The 15,128-nt window shown below is 62.2% G+C and carries 10 protein-coding genes; all 10 read left to right on the top strand.

Going from position 1 to position 15,128, the window contains the following annotated elements:
• Positions 1 to 14 precede the first annotated feature (14 nt).
• The 10 genes from AzCIB_RS11680 to AzCIB_RS11635 all read left to right on the top strand — a co-directional run bounded on the left by AzCIB_RS11680 (position 15) and on the right by AzCIB_RS11635 (position 15,118).
• Positions 15 to 1,814, top strand: a complete 1,800-nt coding sequence (locus tag AzCIB_RS11680; protein WP_083446983.1) for a DUF1302 domain-containing protein — start codon at positions 15 to 17, stop codon at positions 1,812 to 1,814.
• A gap of 94 nt (positions 1,815 to 1,908) precedes the next feature.
• A complete protein-coding gene (locus AzCIB_RS11675) occupies positions 1,909 to 4,266 on the top strand; it encodes an efflux RND transporter permease subunit (protein ID WP_232299205.1) in 2,358 nt (785 codons plus the stop codon).
• 13 nt (positions 4,267 to 4,279) lie between these two features.
• Positions 4,280 to 5,266, top strand: coding sequence for a WD40/YVTN/BNR-like repeat-containing protein (locus AzCIB_RS11670; RefSeq protein WP_050416057.1), 987 nt, complete (start codon positions 4,280 to 4,282; stop codon positions 5,264 to 5,266).
• A 7-nt stretch (positions 5,267 to 5,273) separates the two neighbouring features.
• Positions 5,274 to 6,848: an aldehyde dehydrogenase gene (locus AzCIB_RS11665; protein ID WP_232299204.1), complete on the top strand. Its 1,575-nt coding sequence runs from the start codon at positions 5,274 to 5,276 to the stop codon at positions 6,846 to 6,848.
• 26 nt (positions 6,849 to 6,874) lie between these two features.
• Positions 6,875 to 7,354, top strand: coding sequence for a hypothetical protein (locus tag AzCIB_RS11660; protein ID WP_050416055.1), 480 nt, complete (start codon positions 6,875 to 6,877; stop codon positions 7,352 to 7,354).
• Positions 7,355 to 7,416: 62 nt separating this feature from the next.
• Positions 7,417 to 8,640, top strand: coding sequence for an MFS transporter (locus AzCIB_RS11655; protein WP_083446982.1), 1,224 nt, complete (start codon positions 7,417 to 7,419; stop codon positions 8,638 to 8,640).
• Positions 8,641 to 8,894: 254 nt separating this feature from the next.
• Positions 8,895 to 10,190, top strand: a complete 1,296-nt coding sequence (gene gabT, locus AzCIB_RS11650; RefSeq protein ID WP_050416054.1) for a 4-aminobutyrate--2-oxoglutarate transaminase — start codon at positions 8,895 to 8,897, stop codon at positions 10,188 to 10,190.
• A 14-nt stretch (positions 10,191 to 10,204) separates the two neighbouring features.
• The gene (locus AzCIB_RS11645; RefSeq protein ID WP_050416053.1) at positions 10,205 to 10,417 is read left to right on the top strand and encodes a hypothetical protein; all 213 of its coding nucleotides are present in this window, start codon (positions 10,205 to 10,207) and stop codon (positions 10,415 to 10,417) included.
• Positions 10,418 to 10,426: 9 nt separating this feature from the next.
• Positions 10,427 to 11,857 carry an aldehyde dehydrogenase family protein gene (locus tag AzCIB_RS11640; protein WP_050416052.1) on the top strand — a complete coding sequence of 477 codons (1,431 nt, stop codon included), beginning with the start codon at positions 10,427 to 10,429 and terminating at the stop codon, positions 11,855 to 11,857.
• Between the two features lie 27 nt (positions 11,858 to 11,884).
• Positions 11,885 to 15,118, top strand: a complete 3,234-nt coding sequence (locus tag AzCIB_RS11635; protein ID WP_050416051.1) for an NAD-glutamate dehydrogenase domain-containing protein — start codon at positions 11,885 to 11,887, stop codon at positions 15,116 to 15,118.
• The last annotated feature ends 10 nt before the right edge of the window (positions 15,119 to 15,128 follow it).

The raw sequence follows: 15,128 nt of genomic DNA, 5'->3' as shown, positions 1-15,128 counted from the left end.
GAGGGAGACAAAATATGAAATTTCAACGCAAGACGTGCAGTGTGCTGGTGAGTGCCGCGGTGGCGCTGTTGGCGGCCGGAACCCAGTCGGCCCATGCTTTCCGATTCGAGGCGGGGGACATTCAGGGGGCGCTGGATTCCACTTTTACGACCGGTCTCGGGGTCCGCGCGCAGGATCCGTCCTGCTCGCTCGTGGGCGATCCGACAACGTCGTGTGGCGCGCGAGCCAATACCGCACAGTGGTCGGCCGGCGATAACGGGAACCTCAATTACAGGAAAGGGGATTTCTTCACCGCCTATCTGAAGGGGACTCACGAGCTGCTGCTGAAGATGCCAGACGGCTGGAAATTCATGGCGCGCGGCACCTGGATGCACGATTTCAAGGCCGATGACACCGAGCGAACCGAGTTGTCGAACTCGGCGAAGCGGCAGATTGTTGATAATGCACGGCTCCTTGACCTGTGGGTGAGCAAGGAGTTCAGTATTGGCGGACAGGATGCACGCGTTCGCCTGGGTAACCAGGTCATCAACTGGGGCGAGAGTCTCTTCGCGATTGGCGGCATCAATGCGACCAATGCGCTCGATTTTCAGCGCTTGCTGGTCCCGGGCACCCAGTTGAAGGAAGCCGTGCTGCCGGCACCCATGCTGAGCATTGCTTCTTCGCTCGGAAAAGGCCTCAACTTCGAGGCCTATTACCAATTCCGTTGGAATAAGACGCTCTATGCGCCCGTGGGCGGTTATTGGTCCGTGGCTGACTATTACGGCGAAGGCCGGGAATCCGTCTCTTTCAATGGCTCGAACTTCAACGTCACCGGACGCGACCAGGCTTCCTTGCTAGGACGGCGCAGCTACTCCTCCGCCCAGGGCGACGCCGCCATTACGGCAAATGGTGACTTCCCCGCCACGGTCGGTCGTGACATCAAGCCGGGTAACAGCGGGCAGTATGGCGTTTCGATGCACTGGAAACCCGAGGGCACGTCGCTCGACTTAGGGGCGTATTACCTCCAGTACCATGACAAGACGCCGGTTCTCAATCTGGTTAACGGCAGCACCTATCGCTGGGAGTTTCTCAAGAAGCGAGAACTATACGGCGTGAGTACCAACTTCCCGTTGGGTAATTGGGCGATTGGGGGGGAGTTGTCCTATCGGCCTCGTGACGCAGTTTCACTGTCGGCCTGCTACAACGCGGGCGGTGCGCTTGATGCGAACACGAATCTGGCAGCGGTCAGAAATTGCCCGCAGTACGAGGAAAACGAGAAGTACCAGATGCACCTCACCGGGCTGCTGCAGCTCACGCCCGGCGATCACGGGACGGTTCTCGACCTTTTCGGTGCGGATACTGGCTTCATCTCAATCGAAGGTGTGGTCGCACAATACCCCGGCGTCAAAGCCAACAAGCGCGTGCATCGCAACATCGACGGCGTTCTGGTCGATCAGGTACCTGCGGCGGGATACTTTATTTTCCTCGATCGCAGCAATCCCGACGCACCGATCGCCAAAGGCGGCGGAACGGAAACCTCATGGGGTTACATCGTAGATGCGAATCTGAATTACGACAGCTCTGTTATTCCGGGCTGGCAGGTAATTCCCGGGGTGACTTTCGTGCATGCGGTGCAAGGCGACACGCCGAACTTCTCGGTGCCCTACTTGGAGGACGCCAAGGCGGCCAACTTCTACGTCCTCTTGACACAGAACGCAGGGAATTGGCAGGCGGGTCTGAACTTCGCCACGTATTTCGGGGGGAAGAGCGATCCGGCACGCCAGTACTACAAGGATCGAGATTTTTTCGGTGCCTTCCTTTCTCGTAACTTCTGAGTAAGTGATCGCCTCTCTGCAGAGATCCAGCAACTCCGGATCTCTGCAGCGGACGGCTGGCGGCAGCACGGCAATTTCGGTAGGGGACAGGATCGTGGCTGGCTTTGTGGGGTGGCTTGAGGGTGTCGTCTTCAGGCATCGGGTGCCGGTGCTCGCTGCACTGGCGGTAATCACGGCCGTGATGGCGTGGTTCGGCGTGCAGTTGCGGATGGAGGCGGGCTTCGAGAAACAGATGCCCGCTGGCCATGAATACGTGAAGACCTTCACGGAATATCGTGACCAGTTGTTCGGCGCAAATCGCCTGACAGTCGTGGTCAAGGCCAGAAATCGCCATATCTGGAATCGGGAGGCCTTGGCCCGCCTGTACGAGATAACCCAGGCCGTGATCTTCCTGCCGGGTGTCGATCGCATGGGCGTGCAGTCTCTGTGGACGCCGAACAGTTTCGTCAACGAGATCACGGAAGAAGGTTTCCGCGCGCAGCCGGTGATTCCGGGAACCGTTACCGTGGAAGCCCTGGATGGCGAAATCATCGATGCCGTGCGACGTGTGACCGCGCAGGGTGGATATATCGGCACGCTCGTGTCGCGCGACCAGACCAGCGCGATGATCACCGCCGAGATCGGCGAAGTGGACGCCGACGGCAAACACCTCGATTACGTGGCTTACAACCAGCTCCTCGAGGAAAAAATTCGCGCGCCCTTCGAGGACGGCGACTTCGAAGTCCAGATCATCGGCTTCGCGAAGCAGATCGGCGACATCGCGGACGGCGCTGCGGCGGTTCTGGAATTCTGTGTCGTGGCGCTGCTGCTGACGACGGTGGCCGTTTATTGGTACTGCCATTCCCTGCGGCTGACGATTTTGCCGGTCGCCTGCTCGATCGCCTCGCTGATCTGGCAGTTCGGTACGCTCAAATTGATGGGCTATGGCCTCGATCCGCTGGCCGTGCTGGTGCCTTTCCTTGTCTTCGCGATCGGCGTATCGCACGGAGTGCAGCAGATCAATTTCATCGTGCGCGAGATCGCGCACGGCAAAAGCACGCTAGAAGCTGCGCGGGCGAGCTTCACGGGCCTGCTGATCCCCGGCACGCTCGCGCTGGTTACGGCCTTCGTATCGTTCATCACGCTGCTCCTGATCCCGATTCCGATGGTCAAGGAATTGGCGATCATTTCGTCGATCGGCGTCGGCTACAAGATCGTTACCAATTTAGTGATGTTGCCCGTGGCGGCGTCCTTCCTCAATTTCAGCCGCGAGTATGCCGACAAGGCAATGCTCAAGCGCGAGCGGCGTTCGCAGTGGCTCCGCGGACTGGCGCGCGTCGCACGGCCTCGCAATGCGGTGATGGTGACGGTGTTGACGGCTGCGATCTTCGGCGTGTCCGTCTGGCAGAGCCATGACCGCGTGGTGGGCTCGGTTCTGCCGGGGGCGCCCGAACTGCGGCCCGAGTCGCGTTTCAACCGCGACGCGGTGTCAATTGCCGAATCCTACGACATGGGCCTCGACTGGCTCACGGTTGTGTTTGAGGCCGCAGCCAATTCCTGTGAAGACGTTGCCGCCGGCAAGTACCAGGACGATTTTGTCGCCGCAGTCGAGAACGTGCCGGGAGTGCAGGCCGTCAAGAGCTTTGCCCGGGAACTGCGCACATACAACCAGGGATACAACGAAGGCAATCCCAAGATGGCGGTGGTGCCCATCGACGGCGGCAACTATGCCGCGCTAGCGACCGAAATTGCGCGCAACCGCGGTTACGTCAACACCGACTGCAGCATGACTGCCGTGCATCTGTACCTCACCGACCACAAGGCCACCACGATCCACCGCGTGATCGATGCGGTGAAGACGTTCAGAGAGGCCAATGTGATCGAAGGCGTCAATGTTCGTCTTGCGTCGGGCAATGCCGGCGTGCTCGCGGCGATCAACGACGAGGTGGAGCGCAGCGAACTGCCGATGATGCTGTACGTGTATGCGGCGATCGCTGTGCTGGTGCTGCTGGCGTACCGCGACCTGCGCGCGGTGGTGGCATGTTGCCTGCCGCTGACGGTCGCGACCTTCATCGGCTACTGGTTCATGAAGGAATTCGAGATCGGTCTGACAGTGGCGACGCTCCCGGTGATGGTGCTGGCAGTCGGAATTGGCGTCGATTACGCCTTCTACATCTACAACCGCCTGCAGATGCACCTCGCCAATGGTCACGACATCGGTCGGGCGCTCGAATTTTCGATCCTGGAAGTGGGGATGGCAACGATCTTCACTGCCATCACGCTGGCAATCGGCGTCGCCACCTGGGCCTTCTCGGAACTCAAGTTCCAGGCTGACATGGGCAAGTTGCTGGCCTTCATGTTCATGGTGAACCTGGTGATGGCGATGACTGCCCTGCCGGCGTTCGCTGTGGTCCTCGAACGTGTGTTCCCACGTCGCGCGCCGGTGCGTGTACCCGGGATCCTTCAGCACTGACGCGGAGTTTTTTATGCAATTAAGATTGAGCGGAACACTGTGGGCGCTGGTGCTGTGTTCCGGCGTGACCTTGGCCGGCCTGGCCGAGGCAGCGCCGTCCGAACTGATTCACCGTCCTGCGGCGCGACTGGAGCGCCCGATGGCAGCCGGCCTGCTTGGCGTGGCCCATGCTGGACAACGTCTCGTGGCTGTTGGTGACCGCGGCGCGGTGCTTCTTTCCGACGACGGTGGCGCGTCCTTTCGCCAAGCCAGGTCCGTACCGACACGAGTGACGCTTACTTCCGTGAGCTTTGCAGATGAGCGCAACGGCTGGGCCGTTGGCCATTGGGGCGTGATCCTGCGCACGACAGACGGAGGTGAAACCTGGAGTCTGCAGCGCGACGACACCAGCGTCGACCAGCCCCTGTTCTCCGTATGGTTCAGTGATGCGCGCAATGGCGTCGCGGCCGGCCTGTGGTCACTGATCCTGCGCACGGACGACGGCGGAGAGCACTGGGAGGTCGTGCAACCTCCGGCGCCGCCAGAAGGGCAGCGGCGCTCCGATCGCAACTTGTTCCAGATCTTTCCGGGTGCGTCGGGCGAACTGTGGATTGCGGCTGAACGTGGCGGCTTGTTGTACTCGGGAGACGGCGGGGCGCACTGGAGTCAGGTTGAGACAGGGGGCAAGGGCAGTTTGTGGACGGGCACCGCACTGACAAGTGGAACCCTGCTTGTCGCAGGGCTGCAGGGCAAGGTGTATCGCAGCGCCGACCATGGCTCCAGCTGGCAGGTCGTGCCAGTCGGAACCGCCAGTTCGCTCACCCACATGGTTCAGATGCCCGACGGCGGCGTTGTCGCAGTCGGGGTGAACGGGGCGGTGCTGGAGAGCCACGACGATGGACGCAGCTTCTCAATCACCAACCGTGCCGACCAGGCATCGATGACGGCTGTCGCGCCCGGCCGCGGGGCGCGGCCGGTGTTGTTTTCGGCGCAAGGCGTGCTGGGCCGCACGCAGCAATAAACAAGGGGTGTGCCGGCGATGGTGCCGGCATGCCAAGACGGGGCAGCAAACCGATTTCCGGAGGATCAACGGCATGAATGCAAGCGTACAAGACAGCTCCACCGCAGCTTATTGGCATGAGAAGGCGAGGCTGTACAAACCCGAAACCCGCTTGTTCATCGACGGTGCCTTCGTCGATGCGCAGGGCGGTGACCGTTTCACGACCTACAACCCGGCAACCGGTCAGCCGATCGCCGAAATGGCACGCGGGACGGCGGCGGACATCGACCGGGCGGTGCAGGCAGCACGACGGGCCTTCCGCGCTGGCACGTGGTCGCGAATGGCACCGCGCGAGCGCATGGACGTTATGTACCGGGCGGCACGGCTGATCGAAGCGCATGCCGAGGAGTTCGCGCTGCTCGATTGCCTCGATATGGGCAAGCCCGTTTCCGAGCTGGTCGGCGGCGATATTCCGTTTTCCGCGCTGACCTTCCAGTATTTCGGCGAGACCATCGACAAGATCGAGGGGGCGGTAACCAATACGGACCGCAATGCACTACACATGATCGTGCGCGAACCGCTCGGTGTGGTCGCGTGCGTCACCCCTTGGAATTACCCGACGATGATGGCGGCGTGGAAGGTCGCGCCGGCGCTGGCGGCGGGAAATTCGGTCATCCTCAAGCCCGCCGAGCAGAGCCCGATGAGCGCGCTGCTGCTGGCACGCCTTCTGGCCGAAGCCGGTGTGCCGGATGGCGTGTTCAACGTCGTCAATGGTTACGGTGAAGACGCCGGCCGCGCGCTTGCGCTGCACATGGAAGTGGACAAGATCGGCTTCACCGGTTCGACCGAAGTCGGCAAGCTGATGATGGTCTACTCGGGCCAGTCGAACATGAAAAAAGTGACCACCGAATGCGGCGGCAAGAGCCCGCAGATCGTGATGGCCGATGCCGACCTCGACGCGGCGGTGGGATACGCGGTGACGGGCATTTTCACGAACCAGGGCGAAGTGTGCAGCGCCGGTTCGCGCCTGTTGGTGCACGAGTCGTTGTACGACCAGTTCGTCACCAAGTTTGTCGCCGAGGCCGCGCGCTACCAGCCCGGTGATCCGCTCGATCCTGCGACGACGATGGGTCCCCTGGTCACGCCCGAGCAGCAGGCGCGCGTGCTCGGGTATATCGACGTAGGTCGTGACGAGGGGGCGCGCGTGGAGATGGGGGGAGGGCGGCCGTCGGGCCTGGAAGCCGGCAACTATGTCTCGCCTACGCTCTTCAGTGGGGTGACGCCGCAAATGCGCATTGCGCGCGAGGAAATCTTCGGACCGGTTGCGGCTGCCGTGCCCTTCAAGACGGTGGAAGAGGCGCTCACCATTGCCAACGACAGCATCTATGGCCTCGCAGCTTCGATCTGGACACGCGATGTGAGCCTTGCCCACCGCGCCGCTCGTGACGTCGAGGCGGGGATCGTGTGGATCAACTGTTATGACCACGGAGACATGACGCAACCGTGGGGCGGGTACAAGCAGTCGGGCCAGGGACGTGACAAGTGCTTTGAGACGGTGCTTGCGCACACCCAGACCAAGTCGGTCTGGCTCAATCTCGCTTAAATCTGTCCGCATAAAGGAGGAGCACAATGAAAAACTACAAACTGATCGCCGTCGCCATGATGGCTGCATGCGCGGGTGCAGTGCAGGCCGAGCCGGTAACGATGACCGGCGGCTGGGTGGCGGATTTTTCGCCAGCGATGATGGAAACGCCGCAAGCCTCGACGACCGTGTTCCAGTTCGAGGGGAGCTACAAGCTCGTCGCGGCCAAGCGCGACGACTTGTACCTGCTGACCACCTGCGTCGGCATGGAGACGGCGACCAAGGGCAGCAATGGTGAAACCACTACCACGGGGTCGGGCCGTTGCGAATTGAAGGACCGCAACGGAGACAAGCTCCTGGCGGCAATGGAAACCGCGGTTGACGGATTTACGCTCAAGGTTCAGGGCGGTACCGGCAAGTGGGCCAAAGCCTCCGGCAAGATTGTGTCGAAGGAAACCTTCACCGTCGAGGGGGAGCGTCAGCTCAAGGGCTATTCCAACGCGAAGGGCGAGCTCAAGCTCGACTGAAGACCGTCGCCGCGCCGCCTGTTTCCGGACAGGCGGCGAGCGAATTGACAGGAGCGAGTCTCATGAATTCGGAAGCCAATGCGATGCAGGCACCCGGCCGCATCACGCAATTCTTCCTCGATGCCCGTCCCGACGACTGGGGGTTGTTATTGTCGGCGTCCGCGTCCGCGTATGGCGTCGGCCTGCTGGCCATGCTGGTGTTGCCGTTCATGATCGGCGCAACGATGAACGGTCTGGGGCTCGACGAAGCCCAAGCCGGCTTCCTTGGCACAGTGGAGTTTCTTGGGGTCACTGTCGCCTCGCTGCTTGCGGCCCCGTTTATCGGCCGTTTGCCACGTCGCAATCTGGCGCTGGCGGGGGCTGCGCTGGCGATTATCGGCAATGGTCTTTCGGCGATGCAGTCGTCTTATGAAATCTTGCTGGTCATTCGGGCTGCCGTCGGCTTCGGCTGTGGTCTGGCGCTGGCTGCGGGCAATGCAACCGTTGCGAATGCCGAGAACCCGGAAAAGCTCGCCGCCCAGATGTCGATGCTGTTCGTGGTGCTGATGGTCGTGACGATGACCGGCTTCGCCCGAGTGAGTGACCTCTGGAGCTACAAGGGTGTGTATGGCGCGCTTGCCGCCTGCATGCTGGTGATGGCCTTGTTCATCTTCCGCCTGCCCCAAGGTACTAGTCAGGTGCATTCGACGGTCGAGCATCCGCATGCCCATCGAGGGATCCTTTCGACTTCGGGCATCTTCATGCTGTTTGCGATGTTCGCATTCGCACTGCGCGACACGATGATGTGGGCATTCGCGGAACGCATCGGGAACGGCCTCGGCTATGGTCCTGACGATCTCGGAACGCTTTTTTCGGTTCAGGCGGTGATCGGCATCATCGGACCGTTGGTCGCGTCCTTGGTCGGCTCGCGTTACGGATTGCGTCTTCCGGTACTGCTCGGCATTGTCCTCACCGGCATCGTGACATTCACGATCCTGCAGTCGTCGAAGACCGTGGTTCCCTATTCAGTTGGCGTGCTGTTCATTTCGGGTACCTACTTCTATGCGCTGTCCTACCTGACGGCACTGGCGGCCGAACTCGATACGCAAGGGCGCATCGTCGCCGCGTCGGGAGGTTTTCTCGTCGCGGGAGTCGCCTTCGGACCCGCCGTATCGGGCGCACTGATCGTGCGCGGAGGCTATGAGCTCAGCAGTTGGGTGAATGTCGGAATCGTTGCCGTCACCCTGTTGCTGATCCTCGTGCCGCTGCGCGCAGTGGGGCGCAAAGCCGACGCGATCTCGCCCTGAGTGGCCATGGGCGTCTCCGCGCGGAGACGCCCACCCGCCTTCCCGGCAGCCGGATACCCAATCTCTTCATCAGAGCGGCCGCCGCGGTTCCGCTTGGGCGGGATCGCGGCGGCCGCGCGCATTATGCCCGTCACTGTATTGCCTGACAGGGCAATACAGTGACGCCCGAATCAGTCGGCGATGTGTCTGGCTGTATGGGTGCGGGCTTCGTAAATTGACGCTACACGTGATCAATCAGACAGAGGACGAGAACCATGAGCAACCCGACCACGACGAACGCTTCATTGATGACCCGCCGTACCGCGGCCGTAGCGCGCGGCATTGGCAACGCCCATCCCGTCTTTGCTGCCCGCGCCCAGAACGCCGAATTGTGGGATGTCGAAGGCAAGCGCTACATTGATTTTTGCTCCGGCATCGCGGTGGTCAACACCGGCCACAACCATCCGCGGGTCGTCGAGGCGGTTTCAGCGCAGCTGGAGAAGCATTCCCACACCTGTTTCCAGGTCGCTGCGTACGAGTCCTATGTCGAACTCGCCGAACGACTGGTGAAGCACGCGCCCGGCGACGCACCCAAGAAGGCGATGTTCATGAGCACCGGTGCCGAAGCGATCGAGAACGCAGTGAAGATCGTGCGCGCCTATACCGGCCGCCCGGGCGTCATTGCGTTCAACGGCGCATTCCATGGGCGGACTATGTTTGCACTCGCGCTGACCGGCAAGGTGGTGCCCTACAAGGCGGGATTCGGGCCCATGGCTGGGGAGGTCTACCACGCGCCCTATCCGTCGCCCTATCACGGCGTGACCGTCGATGACGCCATCGAAGGCATCGAAAAGCTCTTCAAGAACGATATCGACCCCGCCCGAGTCGGCGCCATCTTTGTCGAGCCGGTACAGGGCGAAGGCGGATACATCCCCGGAAGCGCCGAATTCTTCCAGCGCTTGCGTGCCCTGTGCGACACGCACGGCATCCTCATGGTCGCGGACGAAATCCAGACCGGTATCGCGCGCACGGGCAAGCTCTTCGCGATGGAGCACTTCGGGGTCGTGCCCGATCTGACGACGCTTGCGAAGGGGCTGGGGGGCGGTATGCCGATTTCCGCCGTCGTCGGACGTGCCGAGGTAATGGACGCCGTTGCGCCGGGAGGCCTCGGCAGCACCTACGCCGGGCATCCGATGGCATGTGCCGCTGCACTGGCTGTGCTCGACGTCGTAGAGAAGGAGCGGCTGTGCGAGCGCAGCGCAGCCATCGGCGAGCGGCTGCGCGCGGGTTTCAAGCGCATGGCGAAGGACTGCAAGTGCATCGGTGACGTGCGCGGCCTGGGGGCGATGACGGCTATCGAGCTGATCGATCCTGCCACTGGTGCGCCCGCTGCCGACGTCGCGAACCGTCTGAAGGCCGAGGCGTTCAATCGCGGGCTATTGCTCCTGACTTGCGGCAGCTACGGCAACGTCATTCGCGTGATGGTCCCGCTGACGATATCCGATGCCGTGCTCGATGAGGGTATCGCAATCATTGAAGCGGTGCTGAGCGAGCGTCAGAACGGTAATTGAAGGAGGCCCGAGCCATGTGGGGCGTTGAAGGCAGCGACGTGCCGCAAGACGAGAGTGAAAACGAATGCGACCAGTCCGGGTTGAGCAAAACCGGTTGCGGCAGCCCGGCCGCCAGTGACTTGAGGCAGGGGAGGCAGCAGCGCTCTGATGCGACGGCTGGCGCGGGGATCGTGACGGAAGTCGACGAGGTTCGGTACGGATTGCTGGTGACGCGGTGCGTGACCTGAGGACGAGAAATGAAACAGCTCTATATTGCGGGTGAATGGTGTGACGGCGTTGCCGCTCGCGCCAATGTCAATCCATCGGATACGACGGATGTTGTCGGGGATTACGCCCAGGCCGACCGAAGGCTAGCTGAAGCCGCGATCGGCTCGGCGCGGGCGGCCTTCAGCGGATGGAGCCGGTCAACCCCCCAGGTGCGCGCCGATGCGCTCGACCGCATTGGCAGCGAACTGCTTGCGCGGAAGGACGAACTCGGCAGGCTGCTCTCGCGCGAGGAAGGCAAGACCCTTCCGGAAGCGATCGCCGAGGCTGCGCGAGCCGGGCAGATCTTCAAGTTCTTTGCGGGTGAGGCGCTGCGCTGTGGCGGGGAGCGCTTGCCCTCCGTCCGCCCGGGCGTGGATGTCGAAATCACGCGGGAAGCGCTGGGCGTAATCGGCATCATTACGCCGTGGAATTTCCCTATCGCAATTCCTGCATGGAAGATCGCGCCTGCGCTCGCCTATGGAAACTGCGTGGTGTTCAAGCCTGCCGATCTCGTACCGGGCTCTGCGTGGGCGCTGGCGGAGATCATCAGCCGCGCGGGTCTGCCTGCTGGCGTGTTCAACCTTGTCATGGGGCCCGGCAGTCAGGTTGGACAGACTCTGCTGGACGATCGCCGCATCGACGGCATCACCTTCACCGGCTCGACCTCGACCGGCGCTCGCGTCATGAGCGCAGCCGGACAGCGTTTTGCCCGCATGCAACTTGAAATGGGGGGAAAGAACCCCCTGGTCGTGCTGAACGACGCCGACCTCGCGCAGGCAAGCTTTTGCGCGATCCAAGGGGGCTACTACTCGACGGGGCAGCGCTGCACTGCGAGCAGCCGCTTCATCGTCGAAAAGGGCATCTACCCGGCCTTCGTCGAGTCGGTGCACAACGGCCTCGCAGCCCTGAGAGTGGATCATGCGCTCGAACCGGGAACCGACATCGGGCCCGTGGTCGATGAGTCACAACTCGCTCAGGATCTCGAGTACATCGACATCGGACGCGCCGAGGGGGCTCGCCTCGTGTGTGGCGGAGAGCGCCTTTCACGGCGCACAAGCGGCCACTACCTTGCTCCCGCGCTGTTTGCGGACGCTTCCCCCGAAATGCGTATCGCGCGCGAGGAAATTTTCGGCCCTGTGGCCTGCGTAATACCGGCCGACAACTACGAGCACGCGCTGGCTCTGGCCAACGACACGGAGTTTGGTCTGTCCGCAGGTATCTGCACGACGTCGCTAAAGCACGCCACTCATTTCAAGCGCAACGTCGAGGCTGGGATGGTCATGGTCAACGTTCCGACCGCGGGCGTCGATTATCACGTGCCCTTCGGCGGCCGCAAGGCGTCGAGCTTCGGGCCGCGCGAGCAGGGGCGGTACGCGGCGGAGTTCTTCACTGTGGTGAAGACGGCTTACACGGGCGCATGACCCGGAACCTGACAAGCGGGGAAAACCATGTCTGAAACGGACGTTCAAACCGGGCTGGAGTCGATCGTGGTTGTGCCGAGAATTCAGTTCCCTCCCACGGACATTGATCCGGGGCTCGCCGATATGGTTGCCGACGCTGCTCCGGTTTTTCGTGTGACTACTCCCGCCGGGGACGGTGAGGTAGCGATCCGCCTGCTATCGCACAAGGACTCAGCGCCGCTCGCGCGCCTGCTGTCCCTGCTGGACGGTTTCGGTCTGGCGATTGCCGATATCCGCACCTCGATAGCGGGTCCCAAAGGCCAGATGCGGATACGGGACTTCGTGCTTGACGATACCGCTGGCCAGTTAATCGCCGTCGCTTCTTGCGCCGCCGCGGTCGAGGACGCCCTGCAGGCTGCATGGAGCGGCGAGGATGAGGTCGACGGCTTCAGCCGCCTGGTCGTTCGCACCGATCTACTTCGTCAGGAGGCCGGGATGCTGCGCACGTATGCGCGGTACCTGCACCAGACCGGCTATCCGATCGGCCCCGCCCGCATCGCCGAGTGTCTCGCGAACAATCCTGAACAGGCGCGCGCGCTGGTCGATTATTTTCATGTTCGCTTCGATCCGCTGCGCAGTGAAGGACGGGACGCCGCGATGGCGCGGGCGGAGGCCGCGCTCGACGAGCGTGCCGCGACAGCCCTGACAAACGACGACACGAGGGTATTGCGCCGACTGGCGGCGGTGATGAAAGCGACCATGCGCGTGAGCTACTTCCGAAAAGACAAGGACGGCCGCAACCTTCCCTGTCTTGCGCTGAAGATCGCATCGTCGCAGCTCGACGGTCTGCCTTTGCCGCGACCGATGTTCGAAATCTTCGTGTCGGGCGCGCGCATGGAGGGAATACACCTGCGCGGGGGACGTGTGGCGCGTGGTGGTCTGCGCTGGTCAGATCGTGCCCAGGACTTTCGCACTGAAATCCTGGGCCTCCTCAAAGCGCAGATGGTCAAGAACGTCGTCATCGTCCCGGAAGGCTCCAAGGGAGGTTTTGTCGTGCGCAGACAGGCTCTCCTCGCCCCCGAAGCGGTGCGGGACGAGGCGATCACCTGCTACCGGAAGTTCATCGGCGCTTTGCTCGATCTGACCGACAACCTGGCCGACGGCGTAATCGTTCCGCCTGCGGACGTGGTTCGCCACGATGCGGACGATCCCTACCTCGTCGTCGCGGCGGACAAGGGAACCGCGACATTCTCCGACATCGCCAACGAGGAGGCCGTTCGCCGCGGTTTCTGGCTGGGAGACGCGTTCGCCTCGGGCGGGTCCGCCGGCTATGACCACAAGGCCATGGGAATCACAGCTCGTGGCGCCTGGGAGTCGGTGCGACGTCACTTCGATGAACTGGGTATCGACCTCGAATCCGGGGACGTCACGGTCGCTGGGGTCGGCGATATGTCGGGAGACGTTTTCGGCAACGGCATGCTCTTGTCGGATCGTATCAAATTGCTTGCAGCGTTTGATCACCGGCACATCTTCGTCGATCCCGATCCGGATCCCCTGGTCAGCTACGTCGAACGCAAGCGCCTGTTCGGCTTGCGCGGGTCGTCGTGGATGGATTACAGCGCCCAGGCCCTCTCGGCAGGAGGCGGTGTTTTTTCCCGCAGCGCCCGCTCCATTACCGTCAGCGAGGCGGTGCGAGCACGGCTCGGGCTGGAAACGTGCGAGATTGCGCCGGAGGATCTGATCCACGCGATCCTGCGGGCCGAGGTCGATCTGCTCTGGTTGGGTGGTATCGGGACCTATGTCAAGGGCAGCAGGGAGTCACAGGAAAGCGCAGGCGATCGTGCCAATGACGCTGTTCGGGTTGATGGCTGCGAACTGCGGTGCCGAGTGGTCGGCGAAGGCGCAAACCTGGGCTTCACGCAAGCAGGCCGGACTGAATATGCCCTTGCCGGCGGACGAATCAATACCGATGCCATTGACAATGCCGGCGGAGTGAACTGCTCCGACCACGAGGTGAACATCAAGATCCTCCTCAATCGAGTCGAGGCGACAGGCAGACTCGACCGCGCCGCGCGGAACGTGTTGTTGAGGGATATGACGGACGATGTGGCCGCGCTCGTCCTTGCCGACAATCGGATGCAGGCCCTCGCCCTGTCGCTGGCAGTCGCGCGGGCGCCGCAGACACTCGCGCGACACGTGCGCCTCATCCGCCGGTTCGAGCGTGAAGGACAGCTCAACCGCGCGGTGGCCGGCCTGCCCGACGAGGAGACTTTGTCCGAGCGGGCTGCGCGCGGAGTAGGGCTGTGCCGGCCGGAACTGGCTGTCCTGCTGGCTCACACCAAGATTTCACTGTATGCCGAAATCATCAAATCGGATCTTCCGGACGATCCATTGTTCGAAGCCGACCTGCTGCGCTACTTCCCGCTCGCTATGCAGGAGCGATTCCGCGAGGAAATCCTTGCTCATCCCTTGCGGCGCGAGATCATCGCCACAGTGGTCGTCAACAGCATGGTCAACCGTATCGGTAGCGGGGTTGTCAACGAAATACAGGATCGTACAGGCGCGTCGGACGCCGACGTCGCCCGTGCCTATGCGGTGGCTCGCGACTTGAGTGGAGCAAACGACATTTGGGACGCGATGGCGGGCGCAGGTGGACCGGCGGATGCCGCAACGCGGATCGAAGTCCTCGCACAGACGCGGGATGCAGTGGAGGAAATGACATGCTGGCTGCTGCGCAATGTCAAGTCGCCGATCAGCGTTTCAGAGACAGTCGGACGCTTCCTGCCCACGGTCAAGCGCTTCCGGGACTTGCTCGATGAGACGGCACAACCCGACCATGCATATCAATTCGGCGGGTTCGATGCGTGTCGAGACATACGCAGTCACGTCGTGGCACTGCCTCGACTTGCGACGGCGCTCGACATTGCCCGAATTTCTGAAGCAACAAAGGTCGATTTCGATTTCGTATGCCGGTATTTATTTGCGGCAGACGAGCGTCTCGGCGTTACGCGCCTTCTAGCCCGCCTTAACCAAGTGCGTACGCAAGACGCGCTCGAAGGTCGGGTGCTTGCTGGCGTGCGTGAAGAGGTGAGTGTCGCACTCCGCGATTTCGTTGGTCGCGCGTTGCTGCAGCATCCGTTCGACGCATTAGCGCGAATGCTCGAGATGGAGCAGCGAGCGACGAGATTCGCAACAGTCGTCGAAGCTTACGTCGAACAACCAGAGCCGGGGATCATGGCAGCTGTTGCCTGCGGACAGGACTTAAGGGCCATCGCTATCTGAGCAGGTTCTT

The sequence above is a fragment of the Azoarcus sp. CIB genome, assembly GCF_001190925.1.
Lineage (GTDB): Bacteria > Pseudomonadota > Gammaproteobacteria > Burkholderiales > Rhodocyclaceae > Aromatoleum.
Note: the sequence above shows the minus strand (reverse complement) of the source record. Positions and strands in the feature narration are given on the sequence as shown.

Coding starts and splice junctions, on each gene's coding strand:
- AzCIB_RS11680 (WP_083446983.1), top strand. CDS start 15: ATGAAATTTCAACGCAAGACGTGCAGTGTGCTGGTGAGTGCCGCGGTG.
- AzCIB_RS11670 (WP_050416057.1), top strand. CDS start 4,280: ATGCAATTAAGATTGAGCGGAACACTGTGGGCGCTGGTGCTGTGTTCC.
- AzCIB_RS11660 (WP_050416055.1), top strand. CDS start 6,875: ATGAAAAACTACAAACTGATCGCCGTCGCCATGATGGCTGCATGCGCG.
- AzCIB_RS11655 (WP_083446982.1), top strand. CDS start 7,417: ATGAATTCGGAAGCCAATGCGATGCAGGCACCCGGCCGCATCACGCAA.
- gabT (WP_050416054.1), top strand. CDS start 8,895: ATGAGCAACCCGACCACGACGAACGCTTCATTGATGACCCGCCGTACC.
- AzCIB_RS11645 (WP_050416053.1), top strand. CDS start 10,205: ATGTGGGGCGTTGAAGGCAGCGACGTGCCGCAAGACGAGAGTGAAAAC.
- AzCIB_RS11640 (WP_050416052.1), top strand. CDS start 10,427: ATGAAACAGCTCTATATTGCGGGTGAATGGTGTGACGGCGTTGCCGCT.
- AzCIB_RS11635 (WP_050416051.1), top strand. CDS start 11,885: ATGTCTGAAACGGACGTTCAAACCGGGCTGGAGTCGATCGTGGTTGTG.